16 protein-coding genes are annotated in these 17,381 nt (G+C 28.4%); 9 read left to right on the top strand and 7 right to left on the bottom strand.

Annotated elements, in window-relative coordinates:
* Positions 1 to 92 precede the first annotated feature (92 nt).
* A complete protein-coding gene (locus AC0B4S_RS01435) occupies positions 93 to 1,559 on the bottom strand; it encodes a hypothetical protein (protein WP_465101343.1) in 1,467 nt (488 codons plus the stop codon).
* A gap of 730 nt (positions 1,560 to 2,289) precedes the next feature.
* On the opposite strand from AC0B4S_RS01435, the gene rpoE reads away from it, so the two are divergent.
* The 3 genes from rpoE to AC0B4S_RS01420 all read left to right on the top strand — a co-directional run bounded on the left by rpoE (position 2,290) and on the right by AC0B4S_RS01420 (position 4,912).
* The gene (rpoE, locus tag AC0B4S_RS01430; protein WP_465101342.1) at positions 2,290 to 2,556 is read left to right on the top strand and encodes a DNA-directed RNA polymerase subunit delta; all 267 of its coding nucleotides are present in this window, start codon (positions 2,290 to 2,292) and stop codon (positions 2,554 to 2,556) included.
* A gap of 8 nt (positions 2,557 to 2,564) precedes the next feature.
* Positions 2,565 to 3,431 carry a class II fructose-1,6-bisphosphate aldolase gene (fba, locus tag AC0B4S_RS01425; RefSeq protein ID WP_465101341.1) on the top strand — a complete coding sequence of 289 codons (867 nt, stop codon included), beginning with the start codon at positions 2,565 to 2,567 and terminating at the stop codon, positions 3,429 to 3,431.
* A gap of 296 nt (positions 3,432 to 3,727) precedes the next feature.
* The gene (locus AC0B4S_RS01420) at positions 3,728 to 4,912 is read left to right on the top strand and encodes an IS30 family transposase (RefSeq protein WP_465101340.1); all 1,185 of its coding nucleotides are present in this window, start codon (positions 3,728 to 3,730) and stop codon (positions 4,910 to 4,912) included.
* A 420-nt stretch (positions 4,913 to 5,332) separates the two neighbouring features.
* Here AC0B4S_RS01420 and AC0B4S_RS01415 read toward each other — a convergent pair whose 3' ends face one another.
* Positions 5,333 to 6,481 carry an IS3 family transposase gene (locus AC0B4S_RS01415; protein ID WP_465101219.1) on the bottom strand — a complete coding sequence of 383 codons (1,149 nt, stop codon included), beginning with the start codon at positions 6,479 to 6,481 and terminating at the stop codon, positions 5,333 to 5,335.
* Between the two features lie 79 nt (positions 6,482 to 6,560).
* Between AC0B4S_RS01415 and AC0B4S_RS01410 the strand changes: the two genes are divergently transcribed.
* From AC0B4S_RS01410 to AC0B4S_RS01395, 4 genes are all read left to right on the top strand, one after another.
* Positions 6,561 to 6,722 carry a hypothetical protein gene (locus AC0B4S_RS01410; RefSeq protein WP_465101339.1) on the top strand — a complete coding sequence of 54 codons (162 nt, stop codon included), beginning with the start codon at positions 6,561 to 6,563 and terminating at the stop codon, positions 6,720 to 6,722.
* Positions 6,709 to 6,876, top strand: a complete 168-nt coding sequence (locus AC0B4S_RS01405; RefSeq protein ID WP_465101338.1) for a hypothetical protein — start codon at positions 6,709 to 6,711, stop codon at positions 6,874 to 6,876. Before AC0B4S_RS01410 ends, AC0B4S_RS01405 begins: the two co-directional genes overlap by 14 nt.
* A 5-nt stretch (positions 6,877 to 6,881) precedes the next feature.
* A complete protein-coding gene (locus AC0B4S_RS01400) occupies positions 6,882 to 7,475 on the top strand; it encodes a hypothetical protein (RefSeq protein WP_465101337.1) in 594 nt (197 codons plus the stop codon).
* Positions 7,476 to 7,568: 93 nt separating this feature from the next.
* The gene (locus AC0B4S_RS01395; RefSeq protein ID WP_465101336.1) at positions 7,569 to 8,162 is read left to right on the top strand and encodes a thermonuclease family protein; all 594 of its coding nucleotides are present in this window, start codon (positions 7,569 to 7,571) and stop codon (positions 8,160 to 8,162) included.
* Positions 8,163 to 8,562: 400 nt separating this feature from the next.
* On the opposite strand, the gene AC0B4S_RS01390 is transcribed toward AC0B4S_RS01395, so the two are convergent.
* Positions 8,563 to 10,095 (bottom strand): transposase family protein, encoded by a 1,533-nt coding sequence (locus AC0B4S_RS01390; RefSeq protein ID WP_465101335.1) that lies wholly within the window; start codon positions 10,093 to 10,095, stop codon positions 8,563 to 8,565.
* A 185-nt stretch (positions 10,096 to 10,280) separates the two neighbouring features.
* Between AC0B4S_RS01390 and AC0B4S_RS01385 the strand changes: the two genes are divergently transcribed.
* Positions 10,281 to 12,227 carry a DNA topoisomerase subunit B gene (locus tag AC0B4S_RS01385; RefSeq protein WP_465101334.1) on the top strand — a complete coding sequence of 649 codons (1,947 nt, stop codon included), beginning with the start codon at positions 10,281 to 10,283 and terminating at the stop codon, positions 12,225 to 12,227.
* Between the two features lie 91 nt (positions 12,228 to 12,318).
* Here AC0B4S_RS01385 and AC0B4S_RS01380 read toward each other — a convergent pair whose 3' ends face one another.
* The 4 genes from AC0B4S_RS01380 to AC0B4S_RS01365 all read right to left on the bottom strand — a co-directional run bounded on the left by AC0B4S_RS01380 (position 12,319) and on the right by AC0B4S_RS01365 (position 16,756).
* Positions 12,319 to 14,163, bottom strand: a complete 1,845-nt coding sequence (locus AC0B4S_RS01380; protein WP_465101333.1) for an MAG3090 family protein — start codon at positions 14,161 to 14,163, stop codon at positions 12,319 to 12,321.
* Between the two features lie 315 nt (positions 14,164 to 14,478).
* Positions 14,479 to 15,087, bottom strand: a complete 609-nt coding sequence (locus AC0B4S_RS01375; RefSeq protein ID WP_465101332.1) for an IS30 family transposase — start codon at positions 15,085 to 15,087, stop codon at positions 14,479 to 14,481.
* Between the two features lie 37 nt (positions 15,088 to 15,124).
* Complete coding sequence (locus tag AC0B4S_RS01370) at positions 15,125 to 16,273, bottom strand: IS3 family transposase (RefSeq protein ID WP_465101331.1); 1,149 nt, start codon at positions 16,271 to 16,273, stop codon at positions 15,125 to 15,127.
* Positions 16,274 to 16,294: 21 nt separating this feature from the next.
* Complete coding sequence (locus AC0B4S_RS01365) at positions 16,295 to 16,756, bottom strand: hypothetical protein (RefSeq protein ID WP_465101330.1); 462 nt, start codon at positions 16,754 to 16,756, stop codon at positions 16,295 to 16,297.
* A 65-nt stretch (positions 16,757 to 16,821) separates the two neighbouring features.
* Between AC0B4S_RS01365 and AC0B4S_RS01360 the strand changes: the two genes are divergently transcribed.
* Complete coding sequence (locus tag AC0B4S_RS01360) at positions 16,822 to 17,370, top strand: hypothetical protein (protein ID WP_465101329.1); 549 nt, start codon at positions 16,822 to 16,824, stop codon at positions 17,368 to 17,370.
* Positions 17,371 to 17,381 lie beyond the last annotated feature (11 nt).

Genomic DNA, 17,381 nt, shown 5'->3' with positions numbered 1-17,381 from the left:
TGATCTTACTTTCCTAATAAATTGTTTTTATAAAAAAAATCGAAAACTGCCTAACTTCATTATTAAAGTCAGGCAGTTTTAGTATAGTTAAATTAAGAGTTTATCATTTCTACTTTTTCACCCTTAGTAAATTTAAACTTATATGTTCCTGTTAGAAGGTTTTGTTTCTTAGAATCTGAATTATCTCATAGACTAGTTAGAGTGTAAGTACCTGTATTTCATGGATAAAATGGTGCAACTTTGAAAGTAATTTTATCTGCAGTTTGACTATCAACCCAAGTCTTTCTATTAGATCCATTTGTAGTATCATCTGCATAAGTATTATTTTCTGCACGTAATTCATATTTAAATAATTTATCTTTTACTTTTTGGTAAATATCTTTATCTGCAACAATTTTGAACAAAATATAATTTTTGTTTGAAGAGTCAATTTCAACAGTTACACTATCAAATTTTAAAGGTTTTTCTTCAGTAGGTTGTGTATCTATTGTTTGTTGATCAGTATTGCCAGTGTTTGTACCGTTTGTTCCGTTGTTCTCATTATTTGTTTCATCTTGTTTAGAATCATTTTCAGTATTAGTTGAATCAGCATTGTCACTAACGTCAGCTGGAGCTTTTTCACTCGAATCAACATCAGTTTGAGTTCTGCCGTTATCTGGTGATGTTAATTCTTCATTGTTTTTTTGTTTACCTGTCTCAGCATCAGTAGTAGGTGTTGTTTGTTGTTCATCAACTTTTTCCGGATTATTAGTACCATTGTTTAGTTTTTCTTCATCTGGTTGTTTTGGAGTAGGCGTAGGATTTGGTTCAGTCTTAGGAGATTCTTGGTTACCATTACCATTGCCTTGCTCTGTAGTTGAATCATTTAGTGTAGGGTCTTGTCCTGGTTGAGCACTATCATTTGGTGGATTAGGTGTAGTGTTACCTGGGTTTTGATTGTTATCTCCACCAGGAGTGCTTGGATTTTCATTTACTTGATCTTTTGGATTGGGGTCGCTAGCTCCTGTATTAGAAGGTGTATTTTCTTCTCTTGAAGATTCTTGGGTTCCATTGCCGTTAGTTGGGTCTTTTGGAGCAGGGTCACTAGTTCCTGGATTCAATGGTTCATTTTCTTCTCTTGGTGGATTAGGATTTACTGGCTCATCTTGTTCTCTATTTTCAATAGGTGGATTTGTAGCTACTACATCGTTTAATGTTGTGAATGGACGTTTAACATTGAATAATGTATCATTGTTTACCTTAATGGTATCTAATAAATATGTAGTTCCTTTAGTTAATCCACTAATAGTAATTTTATATTGATTATCAGCTGGTTTGTTTAAACTTGAAACTGTAAAATTATGAACTGTGTCATTAATTTTTACATTAAGTTGGTCATTCCCTTGTAGACCAGTAATTTTAGCGGTGAATTCAGCACTTGTTTGAGTTACTGTAATTTCACTAACATTTTGAATAGTAAATTGTCTTTTTTGGGGCTGAGGAGCTGTACAAGATACAGCAGTAATTGTGGAAATAGTAACTAAGTTAGTTGTTACTAATAAAAATTTTCGTAATTTCATAACGTATTTTCCTTTCATATAAATATATTTATATAATAATTAATTTGTTTAAAATCAAATTAATAGATTTGTTAATCTACTTTAATTTTAATATATATATATATATATATATATATGAAGAAAGTTAAAAAACTTGACAGTGTTAGAAATATTCACGTGAATAACTTTTTACTTGTATTTTTAAAAATTCGTGATATAATTTAGTTCTTAAATTGTTTAATCATAAATATGTATCAAAATTAAAGTGGGATTTTTAAAATCCCACTTTTCAAATAAAATAATTTTATGTGTTTTTTAAAATAACTGTGTCAAATCACAATGCTCTGCTATTATTAAAATATTGAAAATAAATAAGAAAAGTTATACGCAATTTTATCGATTAAAACTTTATTGTTTGTTTCTTTTGAAAAAATTTAATAAAAACGATATGAGGCTTCAATTCCTTATTAAAATTTAGAAAAAATGGTTATCCTTGCGATAAGTATCAGTATTTTTGTATCATACTTAGATTTTATATAAACAATACAGGATATATAGTTAAATGCACAACTAAAAACAATCAAAAATTGAAATATCTAAATAAATTTATATAACCAAAATGCATTATACAAATTTTTATTATTAATTAATATAAATTATATTTATAATTATACTTTTTAATATATAATAATAATCAACTTAATAAGCAAGTTAAAACAAAATTAAAAAATTCAAAATGGAAAGGCTCAAAATGAAAAACACAACTATGCTCGAGGTAGCGAGCCAATTTGTTTTAAATAATTCAGAACAAAACTTTACCTTCAATGAAATTTTTGAAATAGTTGAACAAGAACTTAAGGAAAATTGGATCAATAAATTCTTAATCAATAATTCAGAAATTTCATATGAAGAAATTAGAGAACGCAAAATGGGAGAATTATACCGTCTATTAACTGTAGACAAAAACTTTTTAAGAAATGATGATGGAACTTGATGTTCTAAACATAAAATTTATTAGGAGATAAGATGGCATTAGTAAACGCAAAAGAAATGTTAAAAAAGGCTAAAGCAGGAAAGTATGCAATTCCTCATATTAACATCAACAACTTAGAATGAGCAAAAGCAGCTTTAATTACAGCACAACAAGAAAACTCACCAATTATTATAGCAACTAGTGAAGGTGCAATTAAATACATGGGAGGGTTTAATGTAGTAAGTGGGATGGTGCTTGGTTTAATCAATGATTTAAACATTACAGTACCAGTTGCGCTTCATTTAGACCATGGATCATATGAGGGAGCAAAACAAGCTATTAAAACTGATGGATATACATCATTAATGTTTGATGGTTCACACTACCCATTTGAACATAACTATGCAAAAACTAAAGAATTAGTTGAATTAGCAAATGAAAGAAATATGTCTTTTGAAGCTGAAGTTGGAACAATAGGTGGGGAAGAAGATGGAATCGTTGGTAATGGCGAATTTGCAGATCCAACTGAAGCAAACAAAATCGCTCAATTAGGAATTGATGTTTTAGCGGCGGGAATAGGTAATATTCATGGTCCATATCCCACTTCATGAAAAACACTTAATTTTGAAAAATTACAAGAAATTTCAGCAGCTGCTGGAATTGGAATTGTACTTCACGGCGGAAGCGGTATTCCTTTAGATCAAATTCAAAAAGCAATTAGTTTAGGTGTAACCAAAATTAATGTTAATACTGAATTACAACAAGCAAACCATAAAGCCCTTAGAGCTTATATTGAAAGTGGCGAAGACCTTGAAGGTAAAAACTTTGATCCACGTAAATTATACAAACCTGGTTTTGAAGCAATGTGCGAAACTGTAAAACAAAAAATTCATGAATTTGGTTCAAACAATAAAGCTTAATAAATTGTTTATATAAAAAGAAAATATTTAATTCGAAAGAAATTTATTTAAATTTCAAAACAAATATCATGCTTATTTTATAGCAAACCCCACAAGCTAAACCTAAAAAATTGGTAAGCTTGTGGGGGTTTTTTATTATGAAATTAAAAAGTAAATTTTTAATTCAAACAAAATGCTTTGTATTAATTGGAAATGTCACATGCAAGTTTTTTGCATGTGACATTGTTTTTGTCTGCCTTGTAATAAAATAGTTGTATTAATAAATTTTAAAAAATGAAAGGAGACTTTAAAATTATATGAAAAATTTAGAAAAATATATTTGTGTTTTTGACAAATATCGAAAAGAAAATAAATATCAACATTTTAAAATCGAAGAGAATCATAATACTATTTTGAAAATGCAAGGAGCTCTTGAGTCGCATCGAAAATTACGATTAGACCAAATCGATCTAGAGCAACTTTATAATATTTTACAAGAACTTTCTGAAGGCTTCTCAATCCAAGAAGTAGCTAAGATTTTTAACAGAGACATTCGAAGTATAAAAAGCAAAATTAAAATTATTACAAATCGCAGACCACTTAGTTTAGATAAACAAAATCGCTATGTTTGTCCTAAGTGTTCAAGAAGAGTAATGCGTGTTAAAACCCTTAATTTTAGCAAACTATATGAACATTTATCAGGCTATTCGTTTTCGCGACTCTTTTTTGTAAGTGATACAATTAAAGAGAAATGAAAGGCCTACAGAAAATATTGGTATAGTGAGCTTAATACATACAATAAAAATAGAAATAAAAAGAATTTGCAGCAAAAAGAAGTTAAGAAATCAGTTACCTATCTTGTGAATTCTTTTAAAAAATTATCCCCTGATGAATTTGCTCCTTCGCCTAGTACAATTTATAAAATAATCAAAAAATACCCTTATTTCCTTGATTTTGACCACATTGTTAGAAAATCTGAAGGCAAATATGGCATAAGGAAGAAAAAACAAACCAAACCTAAAACATTAAAATATGCTACGGAAATTTCGAAACGTCCAGCTTATATTAATGATCGCTCTGAACACGGCCATTTTGAATTAGACACCGTTATTGGTAAAATCAATGATACATATTGTATTGTGACCATAATTGAACGGCAAACCAGAATGTCTTATGCTATGCTTTCAAAACGCAACTCCAAAGCTATCAAACAAACTCTTATCAAACTAATCAAGAAACACAACTTAGAGATTAAAACTTTAACAGTTGATAATGGTAGTGAAAATGTCTTATTGCACCAGGTTATTCCAACTGAAAGACTATTTAAATGCCAACCATATAGTTCATGACAAAAAGGTTCAATAGAAAATATGCACCGCTTAATTAGGTATTACATTCCCAAAGGAAAAAGTCTAGATAAATACTCTCAGCAAGAAATTGATTATATGATGGATAAAATAAATAACTATCGGCAAGTTGTCCGGAAATATAAGATAACCTAAAATTTTTTTTAATCCCCCGCCTTTGATTGCAATCAAAGGGGCCTTACTTTTGGCAAAAGTAAGCAAAACCGACGAGAAAACACTGCCGTGTTTTCTGTTTTCTCATACATTTTTTTATCTAAAAATTATGTTAAAATTAAAAGACAATTATTTTGTTAACATCTCGCAAGTGACTTTTCCAAAAAACAACAAAATGCTTTGTTAATAACTTAAGAAAAACTTTTATAAAAAATATTATAATTATTATGTATTAAATTTACTAGTACAAAGTTAAAGCAATAAAGCAATTATAATAGCAAAATATATTTAAAAAGGAAAATTTTATGAAAAAGTAAACTGGGAAATTTTTTTCGGACGGTTTTACCTTCCCCAACCATACCATTTGGCTAAGCCAAACGGAATGCTTTGGGAAGGTTTTTTTTATCTTATTCTTTTATAATTATATCAGTTTATAAATTCTTTGATTTTTTGTGATAATTCAATAAAAGTAAGCCTTTTACAGGTTTGATCAAAATTTGGAAAAATCTCGCTTTTAAGAATTGAAAAGAAATATTCAATTTCACGGTTGTCTAGACTATTGCCAATTCTTGACATTGATATTTTACCTTTTAGCAATTCTATTTTTTTAGTATATTCAACCGACGAATAAGCAGATCCATGGTCAGAATGTAAAATAAAATTTTTTTTGAATTTTGTATTACTGATATTATTCAAAATTAGTTCGGTATCATTTCTAAGTGATAATTCATAGGTCACAAACTTAGTTTTATGGTCGATAATTGCGGATAAATAAATATGATTTTGCTCAATGTCTTTTGGTGCTGGTATGTAGGTCACGTCTGTTGCATATATATTATTGTTGATTGAATTATAATCTCGTTTTACTAAATCAGGCACTTTAACACAAGTATTTTTAGATTCTTTGTTTTTACGTTTTTGTCTAACAAATGTTTTTAAATTAAGTTTTTTCATATAATTCCCAAGGGTTCTAGGATTTATTTGAATATTATATTCTTGGAAAATATATTTAGCAAGCCTCCTTCGTCCATACCTTTCTTTATTTTCGACAAAACTTTTAAAAATTATTTCTTTGTGTTTGACATTTATCTCTTTAGCTTTGTTGTTATCTTTCAATTTCTCATAATATGTGGATCTTGCTATTAAAAAAATTTTTGCCTTGTATTTTGATGAAAGATTTTCAATTTCTTTAATATTTTTAATATCTGCATCAATATTATTTTCATTAAAAATTCGATAGTAGTATTTTATAACTGCATCTTTTTCATCATCTTTAAGAGTATTAATTCATGTATAATCGAGAACTTTCTTTTTCTTTCTCCCAACACCTTTATCTTTCTTGGGTGATTTACCGCTTTGTGATTCTATGTTCATATTTAAATTATACAGTTTTCTTTTCTTTAACATATTTTTCATTGATTCTTTATTTCAGTATGCTTTTCTGATGTCAAAACAGAAATTTTCAAATTCTGCTTTGGTTATTACCAGGTTCAAGTATTTATCGTATAAGTCAAAAATTTTAACTCATTCTTTAGTCTTTAAATGTCTCATAACTACCTCTTTTTCTTTATATTAAAAATATTCGGATTTTGTCCGAATATTTCTTCCCTGTCTAAAGGAGTTAAAAAACATGTTTTTAATATGTGAAAGTTTAGCGGGTTTTGGATACTTTCTAACTTTAGCGACCATTAATAATACAATGCAAAAAACTAAAAATCATTATTATCCAGATGCTAACTCTATAGATGACTTAATTGCAGTTACTCACGTGGTTAGAAATGAAAACAATTAAAAAAATCCTTCTTGGAATTATTTCAACAATTACACCTCTAATTACATTAGCTTGCACAAGAATTTCAAACCCTGAAACAGAAATTAACAAAATAAAAAAGGAACTTCTTCCAATTCATAAATCTTTTATAAAAAAAGCCCATTTATTCCCTTAGATTGATTGGAGAATCAGTATCTTGATGTTAAAGAACATAGACAACAAAAATACACAAAAGATGATGGGACTCAAGATTCAACTAATTTCAACTCAGAATTCTTTGATAATTTTCCCAAAGATTCATCTAATAAATTCAATAATGCCATAAAAATATCTAGTAAAAATCAATTCGATAAATATATTATTGAAAGATTTAAGGAATTGCATAACTTTGAAGATTTTAACAATAATTTTCAAATTAAAAAATTATTTGAAGAATTATACTTAGATAATAAAGATGTATACAAACTCCTTGAGAACAATGATATTTATATTTGACAATATTTTTCATTAAGCAATGCAAAATGAAACGAACAAACATTTGTTATTCCATTATATGATAAAAATAAAGTTACTCTATTTTTTTTAGGATATCATGTACCGCTAACAAGTAATTCAATTATACCTGGAGTTTATCCATGGGAGGTCTTCGTGCTCCCTAAAAATTATGAAATTAAAATAAAATTCCTTGAATTCGAGAAACATGAATCAGGTTTAAATTACCTGTATAGTTTAGAAAAATGATACTATAGAGTCTATAAATCATATTATAAGTAATACCTTTAAACCCCAAAATAAATTTGTAAGGGGTTTAAAGGTATTTTTTAGTCAATTTTTAGTTATGTAGGGTTTTAATATTATTATATAAATATGAAAAGTTTTTTTAGTTTTGTTCTTATATTACTTAACTTGAGTTTAGTATCTTGCGCGCTTAATCCTATAAATAAAAACTATGAACAAATTAAAGTGTTAGAAATAACCGATGGAGATACTATTGAAGTTTTAAACCAAAGTAGGCAAAAAGAAATTATACGCCTCTACGGTGTTGATACTCCTGAAACACTAAAACCTCGTTATAATGATGATCAATTAGCTAAATATGAAGATCAATATGCTAAACTTGCTAAGCGAATGCTTATTAGTAAAATTAATAGCAATGCAAATATTTTTATTCAAAGAGTTACTACTGATTCTTATAAGCGCACCGTTGCCCTAGTTTATTATAATAATAATAATTTTAATTATTCCATTAATTCATTAATAAATTCATGGTTAATTTCCGAAGGTTTAGCCAGAGTTGCTTTTATTCAGGCAGAAAATCCTAAAAAACCTTACTATACACAAACAAAAGAGCAATTTGAATATTATAAAACAATTATAGAATTGGAAAATATCTCTAAAACTACTAAAAAAGGTTTTTGAAAAGAGTCTATTAACGATGTATTTTATAAAAAATTACAGTAATCCATGTAGAATAACTACTTTTTTGAACTACATTTTTAATTTTCTGGCCAGACTGTTGGGGTTAATCTTTTTTTTAGTTTTTGATTTATATTATGATGCTTTTGTTGCAAAAAAAGATAATGAAAAAACAAACCAAAAAAAATTTTTTTCTTCTTTGGCAACTAAATTGGAAAATTTATATATTTTTTGATCTTTTTACTGTCTAAAAAATCAGAACATAATTATTTATATCATTACATTAACTAGAAAATTTCAAAATGAAGCAAAAAGATTTTTAACCCCCCGCCCTTGATTGCAATCAAGGGGGCCTTACTTTTGAAAAAGTAAGCAAAACTCCCAGAAAACACGTGCCCGTGTTTTCTATTTTTATTATTCTCTTTTTTATTAAAAAATATTAAAATTAATATGCATCAATTTTTATTTCATCATTGATGCTTCTGTGTAATGTTCTAAGTATCTCTAAATACTCAGCCATAATCTTATTGGCTTCAAGGTTATTTCCTTGTGCATTCACAGAGACACTATTAAACTTTGAGATGTATAATTCAAGAGTTTTAAAAAATGAGTTTGTTTTCTTATGGATAAATGCTAGTTTTCCAACTGCAGGGATAGAATAATCTAAACCTTTCTCAAGAGCTCACATTTCTGTAAAGCTTAGATATTTTCCAGTAGGTTCTTTGGCAAAGTATTTTTTTCCATTATATTTAAAATACAAATTATCATCAGAAGAATGTACTAACACAACATCAGAATTATAAGGAAATACAATCCTTTTGTCATGAATATCGAAAGCTGCAAGGTTTTTACCTTGGTATCTAACAACACCATTTAAAACTTTTCTATTAATCTCTAAATCAACGGCTCAATTGCCGTTTTTCTTTCCTTCTTTTTGAAAGACATTATGTTTAGAAATTATTTTTTTATTCCTCATATTGTAATAATTTTGAAATACTTCGTTGTTTTGCTTTAAATCATTAATATCTTTATATCCGTTTTCATGAATTAATAATGGGTATTGGTCTAATGATGTTCTAAAAGATCTCTCAACGTGTGGTTTATGTTTAGGATTAGAAGAACTGAGTACTTCTATTCCTTTTTTATTTAAATCTTTTTCAAAAATTGTTTGTGTGTTTTCGTTTCCCCAAAAAGTTCTTCTTTTATCAGTATAAATTTTCTTTGGAAATCCATATTTCTTAAATACTATTTCTAACAGTCTTTGATATCCTAATGTTGTTTCTTGTTCTTCAAATCATGCTGCTAATAATGTTCCAGTGGCAACATCAATTGCATGATAAAGATAGAATGGTTTATTATTTTTTAAATATGGTTCAAGCTGAGCATCGATTTCAACAATTTCACCAAATTCTAAATTTTTCTTTAGACCCAAAACTTGTCTTTGTTTTTCGTTTTGTTTAATTTGTTTATAATATTTTTTTAATAGCAATGTTGTCTCTTGTGAAGTTTTCTTCTTTGATAATTTTGCTATTTTTCTTCCTCTTTTGGTTGTATGTATATTAAATAATCCTAATTGGTTGAATCTTCTTACCAAAGTTTTGTAAGAAATTTTTTGCCTTATAAAAGAACCATATTCTGAATAATAATAACTTTTAAACGAAAGTTGGTTATTTGTTAGAACGCTATTTAAAATAATTTCACATGTTTTTAAATAATCTTTAAACACTAATTCAATTTCTGAATCTGTAACTTTGCAACTTCTTTGTTGATTTTTATTTTTATGACTGATGTCAATTTCTTGATTACTTTTTATTATTTTTTTATATCTTTTTACAGTTGACACACTAAGGTTTGTAATTAAACTAAGTTGAGATAAAGATTTTTCAATATTAGCAGCAATTAATATGAGAGATTGCTGTTTTTTTAGTTCGTAGTTTGTTAAGTTTTTGTACTTATCTATGTTATGTTTAAATACCATAAATAATTTATACCATATTTTAATTAAATTAGTTCACTTTCCAAGGGATTTATATATGGACCTAAATAGTTGTCATTGGACATATTAACGATGTATTTTATAAAAAATTACAGTAATCCATGGTTTATGTTATAATATATTTATATATTATAACATTCATAAAATTAATCAAAATGGAGGTTTAAATGGAAGATAAGAAGCAAAAATACGATGCAAGTGCTATTGCGCATTTAGAAGGTTTAGAACATGTTCGTAAACGTCCTGGGATGTACATTGGTTCAACATCAAAAGCAGGATTACACCATTTAGTATGAGAAATAGTAGATAACTCAGTTGATGAAGCAATGGCTGGTTTTGCCAACAAAATTAATATTACAATTACAAAAGATAACGAAATAAAAGTTCAAGATAATGGGCGGGGAATTCCTGTTGGAATCCACCCACAATTTAATATTAGTGCCTTAGAAGTTGTTTTAACTAAATTAAATGCTGGTGGAAAATTTGAATCAGGCGCTTACAAAGTTAGTGGTGGATTGCATGGAGTAGGAGCTAGTGTTGTTAATGCCTTAAGTTCAAAATTAGAAGCATGGGTTAAGCGTGATGGTAAGATTTACTATGCTAAATTTGAAAATGGTGGAAATACTGTGCACCCAACAAATGTTATTGGTGAATATGAAGACGATGAATCAGGTACTACTATTCAATTTGCTCCTGATTATACAATAATGGAACAAATGCCATTTGATAAAAGTTTAATTATTGATCATGCACGTCAAATTGCATACCTAAATAAAGGTTTATTTGTATCAGTTGCTGATGAAAGAGATGAAAACTATGTTGAATACCAATATAATAATGGTATTATTGACTATGTTAGCGAATTAACGAAACGTTCATTACCATTAACAAATATTATTTATGCAAGTAATTCATATAAATATCGCCACGAAATAAATTCAAGGGAAATTAATATTGAAGTTGAAGTTGCTATGCAATATTTAAATGATCTGTATCGATCTAATTTAATTTCCTATACTAATAATATTTCTACCCATGAAGGCGGATCACATTTAACTGGATTTTATGATGCAATTATGAGGCTAGTTAATAACTATGCTTTAGAAAAAAACTTTATTAAAAACGAAAATGATCGCTTTACCCGTGAAGATTTAGTTGAAGGTATTGTTGCTGTTATTTCAATAAAACACCCTGAACCACAATTTGAAGGGCAAACAAAAGGAAAACTTGGTTCAAAAGATGCCCGTAAAGCTGTGAATGAAGTTTTTTCACAAGTCTTTGAACGTTTTTTAAATGAAAATCCTGATTTAGCTAAAAAAATTCTTGAAAAAGCAAGTTCAGCACGTAGGGCAAGAATCGCATCAACTGCAGCTAGAGATAAAGAACGTAAAAAACTTCCATTTGAAACTGGTTCAATGCCTGGTAAATTAGCCCCGTGTTCATCAAAAAATGCTGAAATTTGCGAACTTTTCATTGTCGAGGGGCAATCTGCTGGTGGTTCAGCTAAAATGGGACGCGACAAAGTTTTTCAAGCTATTTTACCCCTTAAAGGTAAAATCCTTAATACCGAAAGAGCAAGACTCGAAAGTATCCTTAAAAACGAAGAAATTATGTCTTTAATTACTGCTATGGGTGCTGGACTCGACAGCAATTTTAATATCAATAAATTAAGATATCATAAAATTATTATTATGACTGATGCTGATGTAGATGGAGCCCACATCCGCACCTTGCTACTAACCTTCTTTTATAGATATTTTAAACCCCTTATTGAATATGGATTTATATATATAGCACAACCTCCTTTATTTAAAATTCAACAAAATAAAAATATTTACTATGCATTTAATGAAAAAGAACGTAGTGAAATTATCGCGACTTTAAACCCTAACATCAAAATTACAATTCAACGTTATAAAGGACTAGGTGAAATGGATGCTCAACAGCTACGTGAAACAACCATGCTTCCAGAAAAGCGTAAAATGCTTCAAGTGCAAATTGAAGATGCATATCGTGCTGATCGCATCTTTGAGACCTTAATGAGTGAGAATGTGGAACCTCGTCGTGAGTTTATCTCACAAAATGCAAAATACGTTCAAAATATTGACTTATAATTGAAAAATACATTCAGAGATAATTGAATGTATTTTTTCTTATTTTAAAGTATATAAAAAAACGCAAACAAATGTTTGCATTTTAAGTTAATTATAGCCCATTGTAATATCAGACTGCTAAAATAACAACAACAGCTAATAAGATTACATATCCTAAGGCATATAGGATAAGTGCTCAGAATCCAACTGGTCATCCTTCTTTTGTAGCTGGAGCGTCAACTGGTTTTTCAACAATTACTTCCTTTACTACTTCTTTTACAACTTCAACAGGTTTTTCTACTACCACTTCTTTAATAACTTGAACTGGTACTTCTTTTACAATTTCAATTGGTTTTTCAACAATTACTTCTTTAATAACTTCAACTGGGCGGTCGATAACTTTTTCAACGACCACTTCTTGCACTACTTCTTGGACACTTGGAACTAATTTTTCAACAGTTTCAAATGATTCGAATACCACAAAGTGTGATTTTTTACATGAATTAGGTGAAAGAGTGTATTTATAGTCTTGTTCCGGTACAAATGCAACATGCTTATTACCATATAATACAAATGATAACACACGCGCTAAACGTGACTCTGGTGCTTGTTCTTTGTAATAAATAAAGGTTTCAGGAACGTAAGTAAGATCTTCAGATCCTTTAATCTTACTTGAAAGTAATTTTGTTGAGGCCGCTAATGATTTAGCAACTAATTTTAGTAATCTTTTATCTTCTGGTAATTCTAATTCTGATGCTAATGATTTTTCAGCATTTAAAACATTTCTCAGTTGTTCTTCAATTTCTCTGAAGTCTCTAACAGATGTAACTAACTCTTGTGGGTATGAAAGTGCGATAGCTTCAAGGTTTTTAGCATATAAAGCTAATGAACGAAGTTTAGTTGCTTTGCATCCTTCATAGAAATATACATATCTAACTTTATCACAATCTTTAATTGGACATGCACCTTGTGAAGGTACTTCTTTGTTGACAATTACTTCCTTAATAACTTCAACTTGTTTTTCTACTACTTTTTCAACGATAACTTCTTTAACTACCTCAACAGGTATTTCTTTTAAAACTTCTTTTTCGATGTAAACTGGTACTTCTTTAACTACTTGTCCAGATGAAACTGGTTTTTCAATCACCACTTCCTTAATAACTTCAACTGGTTTTTCTACTACTTTTTCAACGATAACTTCTTTAACTACCTCAACCGGGCGATCAACTAAAACTTCGCGAATAATTTCAACAGGTATTTCTTTTAAAACTTCTTTTTCGATGTAAACTGGTACTTCTTTCACTACTTCATGAACTTTTTGTTCAACAACTGTTTTAGTTACCATTGATCTATTTCTTAGTTCGTGAATTTCTTTAAGTAAAGCTTCTTTATCTTGGTTAGTATCTTGTAGTTTATTTTTAAGTTCTTCAATTTCTTTGTTAGATTTACCATCAAGGTTTTTTAATAATTCATCTAATGAATTTAATTCTTTAGTTAATTCTTCAATTTTAATATCTTTAGAATTCTTTCTTACAGGCGGAATAAAGTCGTCAACTGCAGGGAAATAAGTAGTATGATCATCTAAAATTTTATAATCAACATTTGGTTCTAAAGTTGCTAAATGGTTTTCAACTTCAAAGAAATTAATTGTGTTAAATTCTGTTAAATTAATTTCTTTAGAAGTTTCGTCATAAGATAATTTACCATCGTATTTGTCAACTTCTAGTTCGTATTCTAATACACCGTCTTTGTTAAAGACACCATATACGTGCCCTCCTCAGATTTTTTTAGGTGTATGGAATTGTGCTCATGATTCATATCTTAATGATAAGAATCAGTTTAAAGCATCCTTACGAGTTTTAAAAACTCCTAATGCAGTTTTAACCTTTGGGTGTCTTAAAACTCAAGGAAATTGCTTATTTTGAGTTGGTTTGTATTCGCATAATATACGTTTCATATATTGCTCCTTTGTTCTATTATAATAATTAAGTATTAATAGTTTCTTAAAGTGAATTAAATTTTAATTAATAATATTATAAAGTTTTTTTTATGATTGTAAAACGTTTTTTTAAATATTACAGCCATTGTTTTTTGGAAAAGTCACTTGCGAGATATTAACAAAATAATTGTCATTTAATTTTAACATAATTTTTAGATAAAAAAATGTATGCGAAAACAGAAAACACGGCAGTGTTTTCTCGTCGGTTTTGCTTACTTTTGCCAAAAGTAAGGCCCCTTTGATTGCAATCAAAGGCGGGGGATTAAAAAAATTTTAGGTTATCTTATATTGCCGGACAACTTGTCGATAGTTATTTATTTTTTCCATCATATAATCAATTTCTTGTTGAGAGTATTTATCTAAGCTTTTTCCTTTGGGAATGTAATACCTAATTAAGCGGTGCATATTTTCTATTGAACCTTTTTGTCATGAACTATATGGTTGGCATTTAAATAATCTTTCAGTTGGAATTACCTGGTGCAATAAGACATTTTCACTACCATTATCAACTGTTAAAGTTTTAATGTATAAGTTATGTTTCTTGATTAGTTTTAGAAGAGTTTGTTTGATAGCTTTGGAGTTGCGTTTTGAGAGCATAGCATAAGACATTCTGGTTTGCCGTTCAATTATCGTCACAATACAATATGTATCATTGATTTTACCAATAACGGTGTCTAATTCAAAATGTCCGTGTTCAGAGCGATCATTAATATAAGCTGGACGTTTTGAAATTTCTGTAGCATATTTTAATGTTTTAGGTTTGGTTTGCTTCTTCTTCCTTATGCCATATTTGCCTTCAGATTTTTTAACAATATGGTCAAAATCAAGGAAATAAACTGGGAATTTTTTTTCGGACGGTTTTACCTTCCCTAACCATACCATTTGGCTAAGCCAAACGGAATGCTTTGGGAAGGTTTTTTTATCTTATTCTTTTATAATTATATCAGTTTATAAATTCTTTGATTTTTTGTGATAATTCAATAAAAGTAAGCCTTTTACAGGTTTGATCAAAATTTGGAAAAATCTCGCTTTTAAGAATTGAAAAGAAATATTCAATTTCACGGTTGTCTAGACTATTGCCAATTCTTGACATTGATATTTTACCTTTTAGCAATTCTATTTTTTTAGTATATTCAACCGACGAATAAGCAGATCCATGGTCAGAATGTAAAATAAAATTTTTTTTGAATTTTGTATTACTGATATTATTCAAAATTAGTTCGGTATCATTTCTAAGTGATAATTCATAGGTCACAAACTTAGTTTTATGGTCGATAATTGCGGATAAATAAATATGATTTTGCTCAATGTCTTTTGGTGCTGGTATGTAGGTCACGTCTGTTGCATATATATTATTGTTGATTGAATTATAATCTCGTTTTACTAAATCAGGCACTTTAACACAAGTATTTTTAGATTCTTTGTTTTTACGTTTTTGTCTAACAAATGTTTTTAAATTAAGTTTTTTCATATAATTCCCAAGGGTTCTAGGATTTATTTGAATATTATATTCTTGGAAAATATATTTAGCAAGCCTCCTTCGTCCATACCTTTCTTTATTTTCGACAAAACTTTTAAAAATTATTTCTTTGTGTTTGACATTTATCTCTTTAGCTTTGTTGTTATCTTTCAATTTCTCATAATATGTGGATCTTGCTATTAAAAAAATTTTTGCCTTGTATTTTGATGAAAGATTTTCAATTTCTTTAATATTTTTAATATCTGCATCAATATTATTTTCATTAAAAATTCGATAGTAGTATTTTATAACTGCATCTTTTTCATCATCTTTAAGAGTATTAATTCATGTATAATCGAGAACTTTCTTTTTCTTTCTCCCAACACCTTTATCTTTCTTGGGTGATTTACCGCTTTGTGATTCTATGTTCATATTTAAATTATACAGTTTTCTTTTCTTTAACATATTTTTCATTGATTCTTTATTTCAGTATGCTTTTCTGATGTCAAAACAGAAATTTTCAAATTCTGCTTTGGTTATTCCCAGGTTCAAGTATTTATCATATATGTCAAAAATTTTGATTCATTCTTTAGTCTTTAAATGTCTCATAACTACCTCTTTTTCTTTATATTAAAAATATTCGGATTTTGTCCGAATATTTCTTCCCTGTCTAAAATAAGGGTATTTTTTAATTATTTTATAAATTGTACTAGGCGAAGGAGCAAATTCATCAGGCGATAATTTTTTAAAAGAATTAACAAGATAGGTAACTGATTTCTTAACTTCTTTTTGCTGCAAATTCTTTTTATTTCTATTTTTATTGTATGTATTAAGTTCACTATACCAATATTTTCTGTAGGCCTTTCATTTCTCTTTAATTACATCACTTACAAAAAAGAGTCGCGAAAATGAATAGCCTAATAAATGTTCGTATAGCTTGGTGAAATTAAGGGTTTTAACCCGCATTACTCTTTTTGAACACTTAGGACAAACATAACGATTTTGTTTATCTAAACTAAGTGGTCTGCGATTTGTAATAATTTTAATTTTGCTTTTTATACTTCGAATAAAGCCGGACAGAAAAGTTAACATGTAAATGTTAACTTTTCTGTTACCATTCGTTGGTACCAACGAAAAAATTTTTTGAAAGGAAAATTATGTCAAGACATTTAAAGAAAGAAGAATTTGCAAAAATATATGAAGAATATCAAAAGTCAGGTTTCCCAGGTGCTTTTCGGGCTATTTACCAAATATCACCAGGAACAAAAAACTTACAAAGAAATAGTGTAAAAGTTAGAATTAATAAAATAATTAAGTATTATAATTTAGGTATGGAAGACTTATTGCAGACAAAGAAAGGCGAAAACCGCAAAAAAGGAAGTGGCAGTCCTAAGACGAAAAGAGAACCAAATTGAGATATTTTTGATCGTGATGATTTGTTACAAATAGCTAAAAGATATTATGAAATTACCAACGAATTACCCAAAAGTAAGAAAGTTATTGAATCTAAAAGTTTTAGTATAAGTTATGTTAAGCTTGCAGAAGTTTTTGGCATTTCTAGACAAACAATTTCTAAAACTCATAAGATTAAAATTTCACAAAAACTCCCTAAATATAGTGATGTAATCGAAAAATCGTTCGCAGAAACAAAGTCAAGATATGGAAGGCTAAAGCTAAGTGTTTACATATCTCAAAATACAAAATAGATATAAGCGAA

It is taken from the genome of Mycoplasma sp. 6934 (genome assembly GCF_055523595.1).
This window is presented reverse-complemented; position numbering and strand designations above follow the sequence as displayed.